Raw genomic sequence first — 19,347 nt, forward strand, 5'->3', positions numbered from 1 at the left:
GGTGAGTTATAAGAAATTAGACAACCGCATGTTACACGTGGGAAAAAATAAAGGCGACCAGTGGCCGCCTTTATTTACGTTTGTTACTGACTTGTAAAGATTAATTACTTAATTCAGCCAGCCCATCCAGGTAGCGTTCCGCATCCAGTGCAGCCATACAGCCGGTGCCTGCGGAGGTGATTGCCTGACGGTAAATATGGTCCATCACGTCGCCTGCGGCGAAGACGCCTGGGATGCTGGTCTGGGTCGCGTTGCCGTGAATACCAGACTGCACTTTGATGTAGCCGTTTTCCAGCTCCAGCTGACCGTCGAAGATAGCGGTGTTCGGGCTGTGGCCGATTGCCACAAACAGACCTGCCACTTCCAGAGACTCAATGTTGTCGCTGTTTTGCGTATCACGCAGACGCAGGCCAGCAACGCCCATCTGATCGCCAGTGACTTCTTCCAGCGTGCGGTGGGTGTGCAGCACGATGTTGCCGCTCTCCACTTTATCCATCAAACGTTTGATGAGGATTTTTTCCGCGCGGAAGGTGTCACGACGGTGGATCAGATGCACTTCAGAGGCAATGTTTGCCAGATAAAGCGCTTCTTCAACCGCGGTGTTACCGCCACCGATCACGGCCACTTTCTGGTTACGATAGAAGAAACCGTCGCAGGTGGCACAGGCAGAGACGCCACGGCCTTTGAACGCCTCTTCGGACGGCAGACCGAGATAACGTGCGGACGCGCCGGTTGCGATAATCAGCGCATCGCAGGTGTACTCGCCGTTGTCGCCCGTCAAACGGAACGGACGGTTTTGAAGATCAACCTTGTTGATGTGATCAAACAGAATTTCGGTCTCGAATTTGATGGCATGCTCGTGCATACGCTCCATCAGCAGCGGCCCGGTCAGGTCGTTCGGATCGCCTGGCCAGTTTTCCACTTCAGTCGTGGTGGTCAACTGACCGCCTTTTTCCATGCCGGTGATTAACACCGGGTGCAGGTTAGCGCGTGCAGCATAGACCGCTGCGGTGTATCCCGCAGGTCCAGAACCAAGGATTAGCAGCTTACTGTGTTTAGCCGTGCCCATGAGATCCCCATTGTTGTTGGCAGACATTTGCTCGGATTGTAGGGAATTTGTTGCCTTAAAAAAAGAGCACAGCAATTTTGTAAACGATTTGTGTAATAGCCGGGGACGATGAGGCGGCCTTTTTGGGCGTAATAACATCACACTATCGGTGAAAAACGGTCGTTTATACGGCGTCAGAATGAGGATTAATACCCGGTCGCAATGAATAACTGGCATGTTGTACTAAAAAACGATGTTTTGCTTTGACAATCCCCTGCGCTTTTGCGAAAACATTGAAGGAAGAAAAAAAAGCCGCGCTAACGTTGTGTCGCATAGACATGCACGGAAACGCCATTTTTACCGGGTCAGTGAAATCTACGCATGGTGTGGACAGATGCCATGCGTGATGTCGGTGACAGCCTTCTGGCAACGGTCTTCTCACCGTAGAACCCGAATCTGCATCGCGTACAAACTATAAAAGGCGATGTGATAAGCAACGGGTACAGGCTCTGAACAGTGATGTGCACAGGGTCCAGGCAGGAGTAGGGAAGGAATACAGAGAGACAATAATAATGGTAGATAGCAAGAAGCGCCCTGGCAAAGATCTCGACCGTATCGATCGTAACATTCTGAATGAATTGCAAAAGGATGGGCGTATTTCCAACGTCGAGCTTTCAAAACGTGTGGGACTTTCTCCGACGCCATGCCTTGAGCGTGTGCGCCGACTGGAAAGACAGGGTTTTATTCAGGGCTATACGGCTCTGTTGAACCCGCATTATCTGGATGCCTCACTTCTGGTATTTGTTGAGATTACTCTGAATCGTGGCGCGCCGGATGTGTTTGAGCAATTTAACACCGCAGTGCAAAAACTTGAAGAAATTCAAGAGTGTCATCTGGTTTCTGGTGATTTCGACTACCTGTTGAAGACCCGTGTACCGGACATGTCAGCCTATCGTAAACTGTTGGGTGAAACCCTGCTGCGACTGCCTGGCGTGAATGACACCCGCACCTACGTGGTGATGGAAGAGGTCAAACAGAGCAATCGTCTGGTTATTAAGACGCGCTAATACGGAACAGGTGCAAAATCAGCGTAATTTGATTACACTCCTGTTAATCCATACAGCAACAGTGCCGGGTATCCCGGCGCTGTTGTCCGTTTTAGCAAACAGGCAGGAAATGCCTGGTACCTGGAGAGCCTTTTTTGAGCCAGGAATATACTGAAGACAAAGAAGTCACGTTAACGAAGTTAAGCAGCGGGCGCCGACTCCTTGAGGCGTTACTGATTCTTGTTGCCCTTTTTGCCGTCTGGTTGATGGCCGCCTTACTCAGTTTCAATCCTTCCGATCCCAGCTGGTCACAAACGGCATGGCATGAACCGATCCATAATTTGGGCGGGGTGCCTGGCGCATGGCTGGCGGACACGCTGTTCTTCGTGTTTGGCGTGATGGCCTACACCATTCCGATCATTATCGTCGGCGGGTGCTGGTTTGCCTGGCGTCACCGTCAGAACGAAGAGTACATCGACTATTTTGCCGTTTCGCTGCGTTTGATTGGCGCGCTGGCGCTCATTCTCACGTCCTGTGGGCTGGCCGCGATTAACGCCGATGATATCTGGTATTTCGCCTCCGGTGGCGTGATTGGCAGCCTGCTGAGCACGGCGCTTAAGCCTATGCTTCACAGTAGCGGTGGTACCATTACGCTGCTCTGTATCTGGGCCGCCGGGCTTACCCTCTTTACCGGCTGGTCGTGGGTGAGCATCGCCGAGAAACTTGGCGGCTTTATCCTCAATATTCTGACTTTCGCCAGTAATCGCACCCGTCGTGACGACACCTGGGTGGATGAAGAAGAATACGAAGATGACGACTATGAAGAAGAGACGTCATCCGCTAATCGTACTGAATCTCGCCGTACGCGCATTATGCGTGGTGCGCTGGCGCGTCGTAAACGCATCGCAGACAAATTCACCAATCCTGTGGCGCGTAAAACGGACGCTGCACTCTTCTCCGGCAAGCGCATGGATGATGACGAGCAGATCTCCTACAGCGCGGGCGGTGTTGCTGCCGATCCGGATGACGTGCTGTTCTCCGGCAATCGGGCGACGCCGGGTGATTTCGATGAATACGATCCGCTGTTAAACGGTCATTCCGTTACGGCACCTGTTGCCGCTGCGGCTGTTGCGACGACGGCTGCGCAAGCCTATGCCGCACCAGTAGAAGCTGTCATGCCTGCAGCGCCGGTGCAGACACCCGAGCCTGCAATGCAGCAGCCTGTAGTCGACTGGCAAACGGCGCCAGGCGTTCATACGCCAGAACCGACCATTGCCCCTGAGCCAGAAAGCTACGTGCCTGTTCAGCCGCAAGTAGTACAGCCGCAAGAACAGTGGCAGCAGCCGTATCAGCCGGAGCCGGTTTACGAACCAGAAACTTATCCGCAGTATGCTGAGCCTCAGGTTCAGACTTACCAGGAATACACGCCTGAACCTGTTGTCGAGCCGCAGGTTGAAGTCGAAGAGGTAAAACCGGCCCGTCCACCGATGTACTATTTTGAAGAAGTGGAAGAGAAGCGTGCCCGTGAACGCGAGCAGCTTGCGGCCTGGTATCAGCCTGTGCCGGAGCCAGTGAGTGAGCCTGTTGTCACGCCTTCTGCGTCGCCTGCGTCTTTTGGTACACCCGATCTCGACCCGACCGCATCCGTGGCACCTGTTGCGGCTGGTATTAAGCAAGCGACTGCCTCTGCGGCAGCGACAGCTGCGGCCGCCGCGCCAGTGTTCAGTCTGGCTACGGGCGGCGCGCCGCGTCCGCAGGTTAAAGAGGGTATCGGTCCGCAGTTGCCACGTCCAAATCGCGTGCGCGTTCCGACCCGTCGCGAGCTGGCGTCCTACGGGATTAAACTGCCTTCCCAGCGTATGGCTGAGGAAAAAGCGCGCGATCCTGATGACATAGATGATGCCGACGAAATGCAGCAGGACGAACTGGCCCGCCAGTTTGCTGCTCAGCAACATCAGCGCTACGGCGAAGAGTATCAGCCGGGTGTTCAGGACGACGAAGATGATGCCGCCGAAGCGGAGCTGGCTCGTCAGTTTGCCGCCTCGCAGGAGCAGCGTTACTCTGGCGAACAGCCAGCCAATGCGAATCCTTTCTCTCTGTCAGATTTTGAATTCTCACCAATGAAAGATCTGGTGGATGACACGCCGAGTGAACCGCTGTTTACGCCGAGTGTTATGCCGGAAGCCGAACCGCCGCGCCAGCACTATGCGCCTGCTCAGCCTGCGCACGTTCCACAGCAGTATGCGCAACCACAGCAGCCCGTTGCTGCACCACCGCAATACGCGCAGCCGCAGCAACCTGTCGCACAGCCGCAGGAAAGCCTGATTCACCCGCTGCTGATGCGCAATGGTGACAGCCGTCCTGTGCAACGACCGACTACGCCGCTACCGTCGCTGGATCTCTTAACCTCTCCGCCGACGGAAGTTGAGCCGGTGGATACCTTCGCGCTGGAGCAAATGGCGCGTCTGGTTGAAACACGTCTTGCCGATTTCCGTATCAAAGCGGATGTTGTGAACTACTCGCCAGGCCCGGTTATTACGCGCTTCGAGTTAAACCTGGCACCTGGTGTTAAAGCAGCACGTATTTCTAACCTGTCACGCGATCTGGCACGCTCACTGTCAACTGTGGCTGTGCGTGTGGTAGAAGTCATTCCAGGCAAGCCTTACGTGGGCCTGGAACTGCCGAACAAGAAACGCCATACCGTTTATCTGCGCGAAGTGCTGGATAACGCCAAGTTCCGCGATAATCCGTCGCCGCTTACCGTGGTACTGGGCAAAGATATCGCGGGCGAGCCTGTGGTGGCCGATCTGGCGAAAATGCCGCATCTGCTGGTTGCAGGGACCACGGGTTCCGGTAAATCCGTGGGTGTAAACGCCATGATCCTGAGCATGCTGTACAAAGCGCAGCCGGAAGATGTGCGTTTCATTATGATCGACCCGAAAATGCTGGAACTGTCTGTCTATGAAGGCATTCCGCATCTGCTTACCGAAGTTGTGACCGATATGAAAGATGCCGCCAACGCACTGCGCTGGAGCGTCAATGAGATGGAACGCCGCTACAAGCTGATGTCGGCTCTGGGCGTGCGTAATCTTGCCGGTTATAACGATAAAATTGCTGAAGCTGCACGCATGGGTCGTCCGATCCCGGACCCATACTGGAAGCCGGGCGACAGCATGGATGCTCAGCATCCGGTTCTGGAAAAACTGCCGTATATTGTGGTGCTGGTGGATGAATTCGCCGACCTGATGATGACCGTGGGCAAGAAAGTGGAAGAGCTGATCGCCCGACTGGCGCAGAAAGCGCGTGCGGCAGGTATTCACCTGGTGCTCGCGACACAGCGTCCATCCGTTGATGTCATCACCGGTCTGATTAAAGCGAACATTCCAACGCGTATCGCCTTCACCGTTTCGAGCAAAATCGACTCCCGTACTATCCTCGATCAGGCCGGTGCAGAATCGCTGCTTGGCATGGGTGATATGCTCTTTTCCGGCCCGAACTCCACGACGCCAGTGCGTGTTCACGGTGCTTTCGTGCGCGACCAGGAAGTCCACGCAGTGGTCCAGGACTGGAAAGCGCGCGGTCGTCCTCAGTACATTGACGGCATCACCTCTGAAAGTGAAAGCGAGAGCGGCGGTGGCGGTTTTGACGGTGCGGAAGAGTTGGACCCGTTATTCGACCAGGCAGTTAACTTTGTGACGGAAAAACGTAAAGCCTCGATCTCGGGCGTACAGCGTCAGTTCCGCATCGGCTACAACCGTGCCGCACGCATCATCGAACAGATGGAAGCGCAGGGCATCGTGAGCGAGCAGGGGCACAACGGTAACCGCGAAGTGCTGGCACCACCGCCGTTCGAGTAATCTGTCGCCGATTGCAAAGATGGGTAAATCAGCAAAAATTAAGCATTTTCTTCTGTCGCCTGCCTGCGGGCAGGTCCAGAATAGAGGACAGAACCCCATTCGGGGATGACGAATTTTAAGGATTAATAATGAAAAAAATCGCAATCGTCGGAGCACTACTGACCAGCTTTGTTGCCAGCAGCGTCTGGGCTGATGCCGCAAGCGACCTTAAAAGCCGCCTGGATAAAGTCAGCAGCTTCCATGCCAGCTTCACACAGAAAGTGACGGATGGTAGCGGTAATGCGGTGCAGGAAGGTCAGGGCGATCTCTGGGTGAAACGTCCTAATCTGTTTAACTGGCACATGACGCAACCGGATGAAAGTATTCTGGTTTCCGATGGCAAAACCCTGTGGTTCTACAATCCGTTTGTGGAGCAGGCGACGGCAACGTTGCTGAAAGACGCGACCAGCAATACACCGTTCATGCTCATCGCCCGTAATCAGACCAGCGACTGGCAGCAGTACAACATTAAGCAGAATGGCGATGATTTTGTACTGACGCCGAAAGGCAATAACGGCAACCTCAAGCAGTTCACCATTAATGTGAGCAGCAACGGGACTATCAATCAATTCAGCGCCGTTGAGCAGGATGAGCAGCGCAGCAGCTACCAGCTCAAGTCTCAGCAAAATGGCGCTATTGACGCATCGAAATTCACCTTTACCCCGCCGCAGGGCGTAACGGTGGACGATCAACGCAATAAGTAAGAGGCGTGAGTGGGCAACCTGTCGCTCGATTTTTCTGACAATGCGTTTCAACCTCTGGCCGCGCGTATGCGGCCAGAAAATTTAGCGCAGTACATTGGTCAGCAGCATTTGCTGGCTTCCGGGAAACCGTTGCCGCGCGCTATCGAAGCCGGGCATCTGCACTCGATGATCCTCTGGGGGCCACCCGGTACGGGTAAAACTACGCTGGCCGAAGTGATTGCTCGCTATGCAGATGCGGACGTGGAGCGCCTTTCTGCCGTCACGTCAGGCGTGAAAGAGATTCGCGAAGCCATTGAGCGCGCCCGTCAAAACCGCAATGCCGGTCGTCGTACGATCCTGTTTGTCGATGAAGTCCATCGTTTCAATAAGAGCCAGCAGGATGCGTTTCTGCCGCACATTGAAGATGGCACGATCTTTTTTATCGGTGCGACCACCGAAAACCCCTCTTTTGAACTCAACTCGGCTCTGCTGTCGCGTGCGCGCGTCTACCTGCTGAAATCGCTCACTACGGACGATATCGAGCAGGTACTGACTCAGGCGATGGAAGACAAATCGCGCGGCTACGGCGGACAGGATATCGTTCTGCCGGATGATACCCGTCGAGCGATTGCCGAACTGGTCAATGGAGATGCGCGCCGGGCATTAAACACGCTGGAAATGATGGCCGATATGGCCGAGCTGGACGCATCCGGTAAGCGGGTGCTGAAGGCGGAGTTACTGACCGAAATTGCCGGAGAGCGCAGCGCGCGTTTCGACAACAAAGGCGATCGTTTTTACGATCTCATTTCGGCATTACACAAATCAGTGCGGGGCAGTGCGCCAGATGCTGCGCTCTACTGGTATGCGCGCATTATTACCGCCGGTGGCGATCCGCTCTACGTCGCGCGCCGCTGTCTGGCGATTGCATCCGAAGATGTCGGTAATGCCGATCCGCGCGCCATGCAGGTGGCGATTTCTGCCTGGGACTGTTTTACCCGCGTAGGGCCGGCAGAGGGCGAGCGCGCCATTGCCCAGGCGATTGTCTATCTGGCCTGTGCGCCGAAAAGTAATGCTGTCTACACCGCGTTTAAAGCAGCGATGTCCGATGCTCGCGATAGGCCGGACTATGATGTGCCGGTACATCTGCGTAATGCGCCGACCAAACTGATGAAAGAGATGGGCTACGGCCAGGAATATCGCTATGCCCACGATGAGCCGAATGCCTATGCCGCTGGGGAGGAATATTTCCCGCAGGAAATGGCACAAACGCGCTATTATCGCCCGACTAACAGAGGTCTTGAAGGCAAGATTGGCGAAAAGCTCGCCTGGCTTACCGGACAGGATCAAAATAGCCCTATAAAACGCTACCGTTAGCGCGATCGTTGCGGTAATGTTGGCAATGTATCCCTGTGACCGCAGGCTGTGGTCACTTTTCCTCTTTTAATTCGATAAGCACAGGATAAGCATGCTCGATCCCAATCTGCTGCGTAACGAGCCAGACGCAGTCGCTGAAAAACTGGCACGCCGGGGCTTTAAGCTGGATGTAGATAAGCTGCGCGCTCTTGAAGAGCGTCGTAAAGTTCTGCAGGTACAAACTGAAAATCTGCAGGCTGAGCGTAACTCTCGATCGAAATCCATCGGCCAGGCGAAAGCACGCGGGGAAGACATTGAGCCATTGCGTCTGGAAGTGAACAAACTGGGTGAAGAGCTGGATCAGGCGAAAGCTGAACTGGATGTTCTTCAGACCGAAATTCGTGATATCGCGCTGGCGATCCCGAACATTCCTGACGATAGCGTTCCTGTCGGCAAAGACGAAAATGATAACGTTGAAGTGAAACGCTGGGGTACCCCGCGTGAATTCGACTTCGATGTGCGCGATCATGTCACCCTCGGTGAAATGCACGCGGGTCTGGATTTTGCCGCTGCGGTGAAACTGACCGGTTCTCGCTTTGTGGTGATGAAAGGCCAGATCGCGCATCTGCACCGTGCGCTGGCGCAGTTCATGCTGGATCTACACACCGAGCAGCATGGTTACAGTGAAACCTACGTTCCGTATCTGGTTAACCACGATACGCTGTACGGTACTGGCCAGTTGCCGAAATTTGCAGGCGATCTGTTCCACACTCGTCCGCTGGACGAAGAAGCAGACAGCAGCAACTATGCGTTGATCCCAACAGCTGAAGTGCCGCTGACCAACCTTGTTCGCGATGAAATCATCGACGAAGACGATCTGCCAATCAAACTGACTGCACACTCTCCGTGCTTCCGTTCTGAAGCGGGTTCCTACGGTCGTGATACCCGTGGTCTGATTCGTATGCACCAGTTCGACAAAGTCGAGATGGTTCAGATTGTTCGCCCGGAAGAGTCGATGGATGCGCTGGAAGAGATGACCGGCCATGCAGAGAAAGTGCTTGAACTGCTGGGTCTGCCGTACCGTCGTATGGCGCTGTGCTCGGGTGATATGGGCTTTGGTGCCTGTAAAACCTACGACCTGGAAGTTTGGGTCCCTGCGCAGAACACCTACCGCGAAATCTCCTCCTGCTCTAACGTCTGGGATTTCCAGGCACGTCGCATGCAGGCGCGTTGCCGCAGCAAATCTGACAAGAAAACCCGTCTGGTTCATACCCTGAACGGTTCTGGTCTGGCTGTGGGCCGTACGCTGGTTGCGGTGCTGGAAAACTACCAGCAGGCAGACGGCCGTATTGAGATCCCTGAAGTGCTGCGCCCGTACATGAAAGGCCAGCAGTACATTGGTTGATTTGCCCTAAAACAAAAAAGCGCCTGATGGCGCTTTTTTTATGCCTGCGTTTTGACTCCAGACAATAACTTATCCTCCTAAAGTAGTAATACTCACCTCACTCATTATTAGCATAAAAATCTAATAACGAATCAAATCGTTATATAAAAAACTATATAGCGGCGTGTGCCGCACCTTTATTTATTTGTGAGCAACCAAAGTGAGTTTCTATGAAAATCAAAGCGCCTGATGCTCTTCTGGCTGCCGAGGTGAGTCGTCGCGGGTTAGTCAAAACGACGGCGATTGGTGGCCTGGCCGTTGCCAGCAGCGCGTTCACTCTCCCTTTTTCACGGATGGCAACCGCGGCTGAAGCTATCGCGCCGCTGAGTGCCCCGGATAAAGTGGTCTGGAGCGCCTGTACCGTCAACTGTGGCAGCCGTTGCCCGCTGCGGATGCACGTTGTCGATGGCGAAATCAAATATGTCGAAACCGACAACACCGGGGATGATAACTACGAAGGGTTACATCAGGTTCGTGCCTGCCTGCGTGGTCGCTCGATGCGTCGTCGTGTTTACAATCCGGATCGCCTCAAATATCCCATGAAACGCGTGGGCAAACGCGGTGAAGGGAAGTTTGAGCGCATCAGCTGGGAAGAGGCCTTTGATACCATCGCCGGGAATATGCAGCGACTGATCAAAGAGCACGGCAACGAATCCATCTATCTGAACTACGGTACCGGCACGCTCGGTGGCACCCTGACTCGCTCATGGCCACCGGGAAAAACGCTGATTGCCCGTCTGATGAACTGCTGCGGCGGTTATCTCAATCACTACGGTGATTACTCCTCTGCGCAAATCGCCGAAGGGCTGAATTACACCTACGGCGGCTGGGCCGACGGCAACAGCCCGTCCGATATCGAAAACAGCAAACTGGTGGTTCTGTTCGGCAACAATCCGGGTGAAACGCGTATGAGCGGCGGTGGGGTGACCTATTACCTCGAGCAGGCGCGCGCAAAATCTAATGCCCGGATGATCATCGTCGATCCGCGCTATACGGATACCGGCGCCGGTCGTGAAGATGAATGGATCCCGATTCGCCCCGGTACCGATGCGGCGCTGGTGAATGCGCTGGCGTGGGTGATGATCACAGAGAATCTCGTCGATCAGCCATTCCTCGACAAATACTGTGTCGGGTATGACGAGAAAACCTTGCCAGCCAGCGCCCCGGCTAACGGTCATTACAAGGCGTATATCCTTGGACAGGGCAGCGATGGCGTGGCGAAAACGCCGCAATGGGCATCCACTATCACAGGCATTCCCGTTGAGCGTATTGTGCAACTGGCGCGTGAAATTGGCTCGGCGAAACCGGCCTATATCAGCCAGGGATGGGGTCCGCAGCGTCATGCGAACGGTGAAATTGCCACTCGCGCGATTTCGATGCTCTCAATTTTAACGGGCAACGTCGGCATCCACGGCGGTAACTCCGGCGCGCGTGAAGGCTCTTATTCTTTGCCATTCGAACGCATGCCAACGCTGGAAAACCCGGTGCAGACCAGTATCTCCATGTTTATGTGGACTGATGCGATTGAACGCGGCCCGGAAATGACGGCCCTGCGTGACGGGGTGCGCGGCAAAGATAAACTGGATGTACCGATCAAGATGATCTGGAACTATGCCGGTAACTGCATTATTAATCAGCATTCAGACATCAACCGCACGCATGACATCCTTCAGGATGACAAAAAATGCGAAATGATTGTGGTGATCGACTGCCATATGACCTCGTCGGCGAAATATGCCGATATCCTGCTGCCAGACTGCACCGCCTCTGAGCAGATGGACTTCGCGCTGGATGCCTCCTGCGGCAACATGTCGTACGTCATCTTTGCCGACCAGGCAATTAAACCGCGCTTTGAATGCAAAACCATCTACGAGATGACCACGGAACTGGCTAAACGTCTCGGCGTTGAGCAGCAGTTCACGGAAGGCCGCACTCAGGAAGGGTGGATGCGTCATCTGTATGAACTCTCCCGCAAGGCGATGCCTGAACTGCCTGATTTTGACACCTTCCGTAAGCAAGGGATGTTCAAGCAGCGCGATCCGCAAGGGCATCATGTGGCCTATAAAGCGTTCCGTGAAGATCCGCAGGCGAATCCACTGACTACGCCGTCTGGCAAAATCGAGATTTACTCTGAAGCACTGGCAAAAATTGCCTCCAGCTGGGAGCTGCCAGAAGGGGATGTCATCGATCCATTGCCGATCTACACCCCTGGTTTTGAGAACTATAACGATCCGCTCATCGCCAAATACCCACTGCAGCTCACCGGTTTCCACTATAAATCGCGCGTTCACTCTACCTATGGCAACGTCGATGTGCTGAAAGCGTCGTGCCGCCAGGAGATGTGGATGAACCCGATGGATGCGCAGAAACGTGGCATTGCCAATGGCGATCGCATTCGTATCTTTAACGATCGCGGAGAGGTGCATATCGAGGCGAAAGTGACGCCACGTATGATGCCGGGCGTGGTCGCGCTGGGGGAAGGGGCCTGGTATAACCCGGATGCCAATCGCATCGACCAGGCAGGCAGCATTAACGTGCTGACCACGCAGCGCCCGTCGCCTCTGGCGAAAGGCAATCCGTCCCACACGAACCTCGTTCAGGTTGAAAAGGTATAAGGAGTAACCGATGACTACCCAGTATGGATTTTTCATTGATTCCAGTCGTTGCACCGGTTGCAAAACCTGCGAGCTGGCGTGTAAAGATTACAAAGACTTAACTCCTGATGTCAGCTTCCGCCGTATCTACGAATACGCAGGCGGTGACTGGCAGGAGGACAACGGCGTCTGGAATCAGAACGTGTTTGCCTACTATCTGTCGATCGCCTGTAACCACTGCGAAGATCCCGCCTGTACCAAAGTGTGCCCGAGTGGCGCGATGCACAAGCGTGACGACGGTTTTGTAGTGGTGGACGAAGATGTCTGCATCGGCTGCCGCTACTGCCATATGGCCTGCCCGTACGGCGCGCCGCAGTACAACGCTGCGAAAGGTCACATGACCAAGTGCGACGGCTGCCACACCCGCGTCGCAGACGGTAAAAAGCCGATCTGCGTGGAGTCCTGCCCGCTGCGGGCGCTGGACTTTGGCCCGATTGAAGAGCTGCGTCAGAAACACGGTCAGCTTGCCGCTGTCGCGCCGCTGCCGTCTGCGCACTTCACGAAGCCAAGTATCGTTATTAAACCAAATGCCAATAGCCGTCCGACGGGTGATACCACCGGCTACCTGGCCAATCCGAAGGAGGTGTGAGATGGGAAGTGGATGGCATGAATGGCCGTTGATGATTTTCACCGTATTCGGACAGTGCGTGGTGGGCGGGTTTATTGTCCTCGCTCTGGCATTGCTTAAAGGTGATTTACGCGCTGAGCAGCAACAGCGTCTGATACTGGGTATGTTCGGCCTGTGGGTGCTGATGGGGATTGGCTTTATCGCCTCCACGCTCCACCTCGGCTCCCCGCTGCGCGCATTTAACTCCCTGAACCGTATCGGCGCCTCTTCGCTCAGTAATGAAATTGCGAGTGGGGCGATCTTCTTCGCTGTGGGTGGTCTTGGGTGGCTGCTGGCAGCACTGAAGAAGTTACCGGCAGGGCTGCGCGGTGTGTGGCTGATCGTGACCATGGTGCTTGGGGTCGTATTTGTCTGGATGATGGTACGCGTCTATAACACCATCGATACCGTTCCTACCTGGTACAGCGTCTGGACACCAATGAGCTTCTTCCTGACCATGTTTATTGGTGGTCCGCTGCTGGGCTTCCTGCTGCTGCGCGTGGCGGGTGTCGATGGCTGGGCAATGCGCCTTCTGCCGGCGGTATCACTGCTGGCGCTGGTGATCAGTGCAATGGTTGCGCTGATGCAGGGCGCTGAGCTGGCGGCTATCCATAGCTCTATTCAGCAAGCGTCGGCGCTGGTACCGGATTACGGTTCGCTGATGGCCTGGCGTATCGCACTGCTGGTTGCGGCTCTGGCCTGCTGGGTAATCCCGCAGGTGAAAGGGTATCAACCGGCCGTTCCGCTGCTGTCTCTGGCCTTCGTGCTGGTACTGGCAGGGGAGCTGATTGGTCGCGGTGTGTTCTACGGTCTGCATATGACGGTAGGTATGGCTGTCGCCAGTTAAACGATCGTTTGGTTATATCGAGCCGGGGCAATTGCTCCGGCTTTTTTATTTTCTATCATGAAATTTTTCAACTGAGCGCGGCCGTTAATTTGCCTCAGAGATTAATAAAAACAATCAGATAATTATTACGTATTGTATTGGCTGTGCACGGAGGATGAATTTTTTAAATCGACAGCGAACAAATGGTGCGAGGCCGCTAACTGCATGGATTGACTTTGTTTTTGCCGGTGGCATGATGCGCTCGAATCTTTACTTCCTCACGGTTAAAATCCATGACCACCTACACCCGCCCAGTGCTGCTCTTGCTCTGTGGCCTGCTTTTGTTGACCCTGGCGATAGCGGTATTAAATACGCTCGTCCCGCTTTGGCTCGCCCATGAAAAACTTCCGACATGGCAGGTGGGGATGGTCAGCTCATCCTATTTTACCGGTAATCTGCTGGGTACTTTACTGACCGGTAAACTGATCAAACGTTTCGGGTTCAACCGCAGTTATTACCTGGCCTCGCTGATCTTCGCGGCCGGTTGCGTGGGTCTGGGCGTGATGGTCGGATTCTGGAGCTGGATGAGCTTCCGTTTTATTGCTGGCGTCGGCTGCGCGATGATCTGGGTGGTGGTGGAAAGCGCACTGATGTGCAGTGGGACATCCCGCAATCGTGGCCGCTTACTGGCGGCGTACATGATGGTCTATTACGTGGGGACGGTGCTGGGCCAGTTAATGATCAGCAAACTGCCTACCGATTTGATGAGCGTCCTGCCGTGGGTGACCGGTATGGTGCTGGCGGCGATTCTGCCTCTGCTCTTTACCCGAATTGTGAACCAGGGCAGCGAACATCAGGAAGCGACGCAGGTCTGGCCGATGCTCAGATTGCGTCATGCACGCCTGGGCATCAACGGCTGTATTATCTCCGGGATTGTACTCGGCTCGCTGTATGGCCTGATGCCGCTGTACCTGAATCATAAAGGTGTAAGTGATTCCGGTATTGGTTTCTGGATGGCCGTGATGGTCAGCGCGGGCATCGTGGGGCAATGGCCTATCGGTAAACTGGCCGATAAATTTGGTCGTCTGCTGGTGCTGCGCGTGCAGGTTTTCGTGGTGATCATGGGTTGTCTGGCGATGTTGAGCAATGCGGCGATGGCCCCGGCGCTGTTTATCCTGGGGGCTGCGGGCTTTACGCTCTATCCGGTAGCGATGGCCTGGGCCTGTGAAAAAGTCGAGCATCACCAGCTGGTAGCGATGAATCAGGCACTGCTTCTGAGCTATACCATCGGCAGCCTGCTGGGTCCGACGTTTACGTCCATGCTGATGCAGAGCTATTCAGATAATCTGCTGTTTATCATGATTGCCAGCGTGTCGTTTATCTATCTCCTGATGCTGCTGCGAAAAGCAGGGGAGCATCCGACGCCAGTGGCGCATGCCTGATACAAAAAAGCCCGGAGCACACTGCCCGGGCTTTTGTCATTCAGACCTCTTTTAGTACATCACTTTGTGACCATACTGTTCGAGAATGCCTTTGACGCGTTCCATCGTCTCTTTCTTAGGTGGTTTAACGCCGTCGAGTTTGTATTCTTCGCCCATCGCCACCCACTTGTGTTTGCCCAGCTCGTGATAGGGCAGCAGCTCGATTTTCTCGACATTGCCCATGTCGCGAGTAAATTCGCCGAGGCGATGCGCGGAGTCATCATCATCTGACCAGCCCGGGACCACCACATAGCGAATCCAGGTTTTGATTCCTTTATCGGCAATGTATTTGGCAAATTCCAGAGTACGGTGGTTCGAGACGCCAACCAGATTCTGGTGGATCTCATCGTTCATCTGTTTCAGATCGAGCATCACCAGATCGGTCACTTCAAGCAGTTCATCAATCACCGGATCGTAGCGACGGACAAAACCGTTAGTGTCCAGGCAAGTGTGAATACCTTCTTTGCGGCAGGCACGGAACCAGTCGCGAACGAATTCAGCCTGCAGGATTGCTTCGCCACCTGAAGCCGTCACACCACCACCAGATGCATTCATAAAGTGGCGATAGGTGACCACTTCTTTCATCAACTCTTCAACGGTGATCTCTTTGCCGCCGTGGGTGTCCCAGGTGTCGCGGTTGTGACAGTACAGGCAGCGCATCAGGCAGCCCTGGAAGAAGGTAATAAAGCGGATGCCTGGGCCGTCGACGGTGCCACAGGATTCAAAGGAGTGAATGCGACCAATAGTTGACATTGCGGTGATATCTCCAGATTCGGTCCGTCCGGGACCTGTTTATGTGCATAGCTCATCGGCTATGTCGAGTCTGTTTTGGCTGTTATCCATTAAGTATATAGATAGCGGACAAAAGAGACTGGTGTGGAGAGGGTGTTAAAAAGGCCCCACTGACGTGGAGCCTTTATTGTACGCTTTTTACTGCGTGATTTCAGTCAATTCCAGTTAGATGGATTGAGTGAAAGTACGGGTGATAACGTCCTGCTGCTGTTCTTTAGTCAGGGAGTTAAAACGTACTGCGTAGCCAGATACACGAATGGTCAGCTGCGGATATTTTTCCGGGTTTTCCATCGCGTCGAGCAGCATTTCACGGTTCATCACGTTCACGTTCAAGTGCTGACCACCTTCGATGGAAGATTCGTGATGGAAGTAACCGTCCATCAGACCTGCCAGGTTGGTTTTACGCACTTCGTCGTCTTTACCCAGCGCATTTGGAACGATGGAGAAGGTATAAGAAATACCATCTTTCGCGTAAGCAAACGGCAGTTTAGCAACGGAAGTCAGAGAGGCAACAGCACCTTTCTGGTCACGACCGTGCATTGGGTTAGCACCTGGACCGAATGGAGCGCCAGCGCGACGACCGTCTGGGGTGTTACCGGTTTTCTTACCGTACACAACGTTAGAAGTGATGGTCAGAACAGACTGAGTCGGGATAGCGTTGCGGTAGGTAGTCAGTTTCTGAATTTTCTTCATGAAACGTTCAACCAGGTCAACGGCCATGTCATCGACACGAGAGTCGTTGTTACCAAACTGCGGGTATTCGCCTTCGATTTCGAAGTCAGTCGCCAGACCATCTTCGTCACGAATTGGTTTAACTTTCGCATATTTGATAGCAGACAAGGAGTCAGCAGCAACGGACAGACCTGCGATACCACATGCCATGGTGCGAACCACGTCACGGTCGTGCAGAGCCATCAGAGAAGCTTCGTAGCTGTACTTGTCGTGCATGTAGTGGATGATGTTCAGGGCGGTGACATACTGCTTAGCCAGCCAGTCCATGAAGTGATCCATGCGGTCCATTACTTCGTCGAAGTTCAGAACGTCGCCTTTGATTGGTTCAGATTTAGGACCAACCTGGATTTTCAGTTTTTCATCAACGCCGCCGTTGATTGCATACAGCATGGTTTTCGCGAGGTTAGCACGAGCACCGAAGAACTGCATTTGCTTACCAACAACCATTGGGCTTACGCAGCAAGCGATAGCGTAGTCGTCGTTGTTGAAGTCAGGACGCATCAGATCATCGTTCTCGTATTGCAGAGAAGAGGTATCGATGGAGACTTTAGCAGCGAATTTCTTGAAGTTCAGAGGCAGTTTTTCTGACCACAGAACAGTGATGTTCGGTTCCGGAGACGGACCCATTGTGTACAGGGTGTTCAGGAAACGGAAGCTGTTTTTGGTTACCAGAGTACGGCCATCTACGCCCATACCACCGATAGATTCAGTTGCCCAGATTGGGTCACCGGAGAACAGCTCATCATATTCTGGGGTACGCAGGAAGCGAACCATACGCAGTTTCATGACCAGGTGGTCAATCATTTCCTGTGCGTCTTGCTCGGTGATTTTGCCTGCTTTGATGTCACGTTCGATGTAAGCATCCAGGAAGGTGGATACGCGACCGAAGGACATTGCTGCGCCGTTCTGAGACTTAACAGCAGCCAGGTAGCCGAAGTAAGTCCACTGGATAGCTTCCTGAGCGTTGGTAGCAGGACCAGAGATATCGCAGCCATATTTAGCAGCCATTTCTTTGATCTGACCCAGCGCACGGTGCTGTTCAGAGATCTCTTCACGCAGACGGATAGTCGCTTCCAGGTTTACGCCGTTTTCCAGGTCAGATTGCAGTGACAGGAACTGTGCGTATTTGTCTTTCAGCAGGAAGTCGATACCGTACAGTGCAACGCGACGGTAGTCACCGATGATACGGCCACGGCCATACGCATCTGGCAGACCAGTCAGAACACCGGATTTACGGCAGTTCAGGATGTCTTTGGTGTAAACGTCAAACACGCCCTGGTTGTGAGTTTTGCGGTAGTCGGTGAAGATTTTCTTCAGCATTGGGTCCAGCTCGCGATTGTACGCTTTGCAGGAACCTTCAACCATTTTGATGCCACCGAACGGGATAATTGCACGTTTCAGTGGTTTTTCAGTCTGCAGACCAACGATTTTCTCAAGGGCTTTGTTGATGTAGCCAGCGTCGTGAGAAGTGATGGTAGAGGCAACGGAAGTATCGAAATCAACTGGCGCGTGAGTGCGGTTTTCCAGTTTGACGCCTTCCATAACATTGTCCCACAGCTTGGTTGTTGCGTCAGTAGCACCAGCCAGGAAGGATTCGTCACCTTCATACGGGGTATAGTTTTTCTGAATGAAGTCACGTACGTTGACTTCTTTCTGCCAGTCACCTTTCGCAAAACCTTCCCAGGCTGTGGCTAACTTTTCATTAAGCTCGGACATGTGATACCTACCTTCTTAAGTGGATTTTTCTTTACTGCCTGAGAAACCATCAGTGATGATTGTCGCCACGCAGGTAAATGACCCAGTATGTCAACCCAACCAGCAGACCCCCACCGATAATGTTCCCAATAGTGACAGGGATCAGGTTATCTGTGATGAAGTTCATAATAGTCAGGTGAGAGAAACTTTCCGGGGTTGAACCAACTGCAGTCCAGAACTCCGGGCTCGCAAAGTTGCGTATTACGATACCCATCGGGATCATAAACATGTTTGCGATACTGTGCTCAAAGCCGCTGGCAACGAACATCGCAACCGGCAGAACCATAATCATGGCTTTGTCCATCAGGCTGCGGCCAGAGTAGCTCATCCAGACTGCCAGGCAGACCATCAGGTTTGCGAGGATGCCGAGAGCGACGGCTTCGATAAAGGTGTGATGCATTTTGTGGTCAGCGGTTTGCAGGACGTTGAGTCCCCAGCCACCGTTGGCGGTCATATACTCGCCGGATAACCACATGAGTAGTACAAAGAGCAAACAGCCAATCAGGTTGCCAACGTAGACATTAATCCAGTTGCGCGCCAGCTGACCCCAGGTGATTCTTCCGCTCGCTTTTGCCACCACGATAAGCACCGTTGAGGTAAAGAGGTCGGCGCCGCAAATGACGCACAGAATCAAGCCCAGTGAGAAACAGATACCGCCAATCAGTTTCGCAATACCGAAAGGCATCGCAGCAGTACCGGTTGTCGCAGTGATGTAGAAGACGAAGGCGATGGAGATGAACACACCAGCGGTAATCGCCAGATAGAACGTCGTCATCGGGTGTTTCGTTGCTTTATAGACACCCGCTTCTTCGGCAACTTTGGCCATCGCAGCTGGGAGTAATAGATCAAAAGGGTTGTCAGCTTTCACACTAACTCTCTCTTTATTAAGTCGGCGACGAGATACTAACAAAGCATTATAGAAGAGAAATTGATATAGATCATATCTCGCCTGGCTTATAGGCCCGCAAAGCGCATGGTTTTGCAACAAATGCGGAGTAAGTTTTTGATTATCCGTATAAAAATAAATTTT

Annotated in this window: 13 protein-coding genes; 9 read left to right on the forward strand and 4 right to left on the reverse strand. The window is 53.6% G+C overall.

From position 1 onward, the window contains the following. Nucleotides 1-100 precede the first annotated feature (100 nt). Nucleotides 101-1,069 carry a thioredoxin-disulfide reductase gene (gene trxB, locus C0560_RS07270; RefSeq protein ID WP_248859907.1) on the reverse strand — a complete coding sequence of 323 codons (969 nt, stop codon included), beginning with the start codon at nt 1,067-1,069 and terminating at the stop codon, nt 101-103. 551 nt (nt 1,070-1,620) lie between these two features. Between trxB and lrp the strand changes: the two genes are divergently transcribed. The 9 genes from lrp to C0560_RS07315 all read left to right on the forward strand — a co-directional run bounded on the left by lrp (nt 1,621) and on the right by C0560_RS07315 (nt 14,999). Beyond that, nucleotides 1,621-2,115 (forward strand): leucine-responsive transcriptional regulator Lrp, encoded by a 495-nt coding sequence (gene lrp, locus C0560_RS07275; protein ID WP_000228473.1) that lies wholly within the window; start codon nt 1,621-1,623, stop codon nt 2,113-2,115. Nucleotides 2,116-2,249: 134 nt separating this feature from the next. Beyond that, nucleotides 2,250-5,951 carry a DNA translocase FtsK 4TM domain-containing protein gene (locus tag C0560_RS07280; protein WP_248859908.1) on the forward strand — a complete coding sequence of 1,234 codons (3,702 nt, stop codon included), beginning with the start codon at nt 2,250-2,252 and terminating at the stop codon, nt 5,949-5,951. Between the two features lie 128 nt (nt 5,952-6,079). After that, complete coding sequence (lolA, locus tag C0560_RS07285) at nt 6,080-6,694, forward strand: outer membrane lipoprotein chaperone LolA (RefSeq protein ID WP_100777013.1); 615 nt, start codon at nt 6,080-6,082, stop codon at nt 6,692-6,694. Nucleotides 6,695-6,703: 9 nt separating this feature from the next. Beyond that, nucleotides 6,704-8,047 carry a replication-associated recombination protein RarA gene (rarA, locus tag C0560_RS07290; protein WP_100777012.1) on the forward strand — a complete coding sequence of 448 codons (1,344 nt, stop codon included), beginning with the start codon at nt 6,704-6,706 and terminating at the stop codon, nt 8,045-8,047. A 91-nt stretch (nt 8,048-8,138) separates the two neighbouring features. Beyond that, on the forward strand, nt 8,139-9,431 hold the full coding sequence (gene serS / locus C0560_RS07295) for a serine--tRNA ligase (RefSeq protein WP_100777011.1): 1,293 nt from the start codon (nt 8,139-8,141) through the stop codon (nt 9,429-9,431). 209 nt (nt 9,432-9,640) lie between these two features. Further along, nucleotides 9,641-12,085 carry a dimethylsulfoxide reductase subunit A gene (dmsA, locus tag C0560_RS07300; protein WP_248859909.1) on the forward strand — a complete coding sequence of 815 codons (2,445 nt, stop codon included), beginning with the start codon at nt 9,641-9,643 and terminating at the stop codon, nt 12,083-12,085. Nucleotides 12,086-12,095: 10 nt separating this feature from the next. Further along, on the forward strand, nt 12,096-12,713 hold the full coding sequence (locus C0560_RS07305) for a DMSO/selenate family reductase complex B subunit (RefSeq protein WP_129034327.1): 618 nt from the start codon (nt 12,096-12,098) through the stop codon (nt 12,711-12,713). A 1-nt stretch (nt 12,714) separates the two neighbouring features. Beyond that, nucleotides 12,715-13,578 (forward strand): dimethyl sulfoxide reductase anchor subunit family protein, encoded by an 864-nt coding sequence (locus C0560_RS07310; RefSeq protein WP_123429162.1) that lies wholly within the window; start codon nt 12,715-12,717, stop codon nt 13,576-13,578. 272 nt (nt 13,579-13,850) lie between these two features. Beyond that, nucleotides 13,851-14,999: an MFS transporter gene (locus C0560_RS07315; RefSeq protein WP_248859911.1), complete on the forward strand. Its 1,149-nt coding sequence runs from the start codon at nt 13,851-13,853 to the stop codon at nt 14,997-14,999. 51 nt (nt 15,000-15,050) lie between these two features. Here C0560_RS07315 and pflA read toward each other — a convergent pair whose 3' ends face one another. The 3 genes from pflA to focA all read right to left on the reverse strand — a co-directional run bounded on the left by pflA (nt 15,051) and on the right by focA (nt 19,185). Continuing rightward, complete coding sequence (gene pflA, locus C0560_RS07320) at nt 15,051-15,791, reverse strand: pyruvate formate lyase 1-activating protein (protein WP_100777006.1); 741 nt, start codon at nt 15,789-15,791, stop codon at nt 15,051-15,053. Nucleotides 15,792-15,995: 204 nt separating this feature from the next. Next, nucleotides 15,996-18,278 (reverse strand): formate C-acetyltransferase, encoded by a 2,283-nt coding sequence (pflB, locus tag C0560_RS07325; protein ID WP_100777005.1) that lies wholly within the window; start codon nt 18,276-18,278, stop codon nt 15,996-15,998. Nucleotides 18,279-18,327: 49 nt separating this feature from the next. Further along, entirely contained in the window at nt 18,328-19,185 is an 858-nt protein-coding gene (focA, locus tag C0560_RS07330) for a formate transporter FocA (protein WP_123429160.1), read from the reverse strand. Between the last annotated feature and the right edge of the window lie 162 nt (nt 19,186-19,347).

Origin of the sequence: Lelliottia sp. AC1 (assembly GCF_023278595.1) — a bacterium.
GTDB lineage: Bacteria > Pseudomonadota > Gammaproteobacteria > Enterobacterales > Enterobacteriaceae > Enterobacter > Enterobacter nimipressuralis.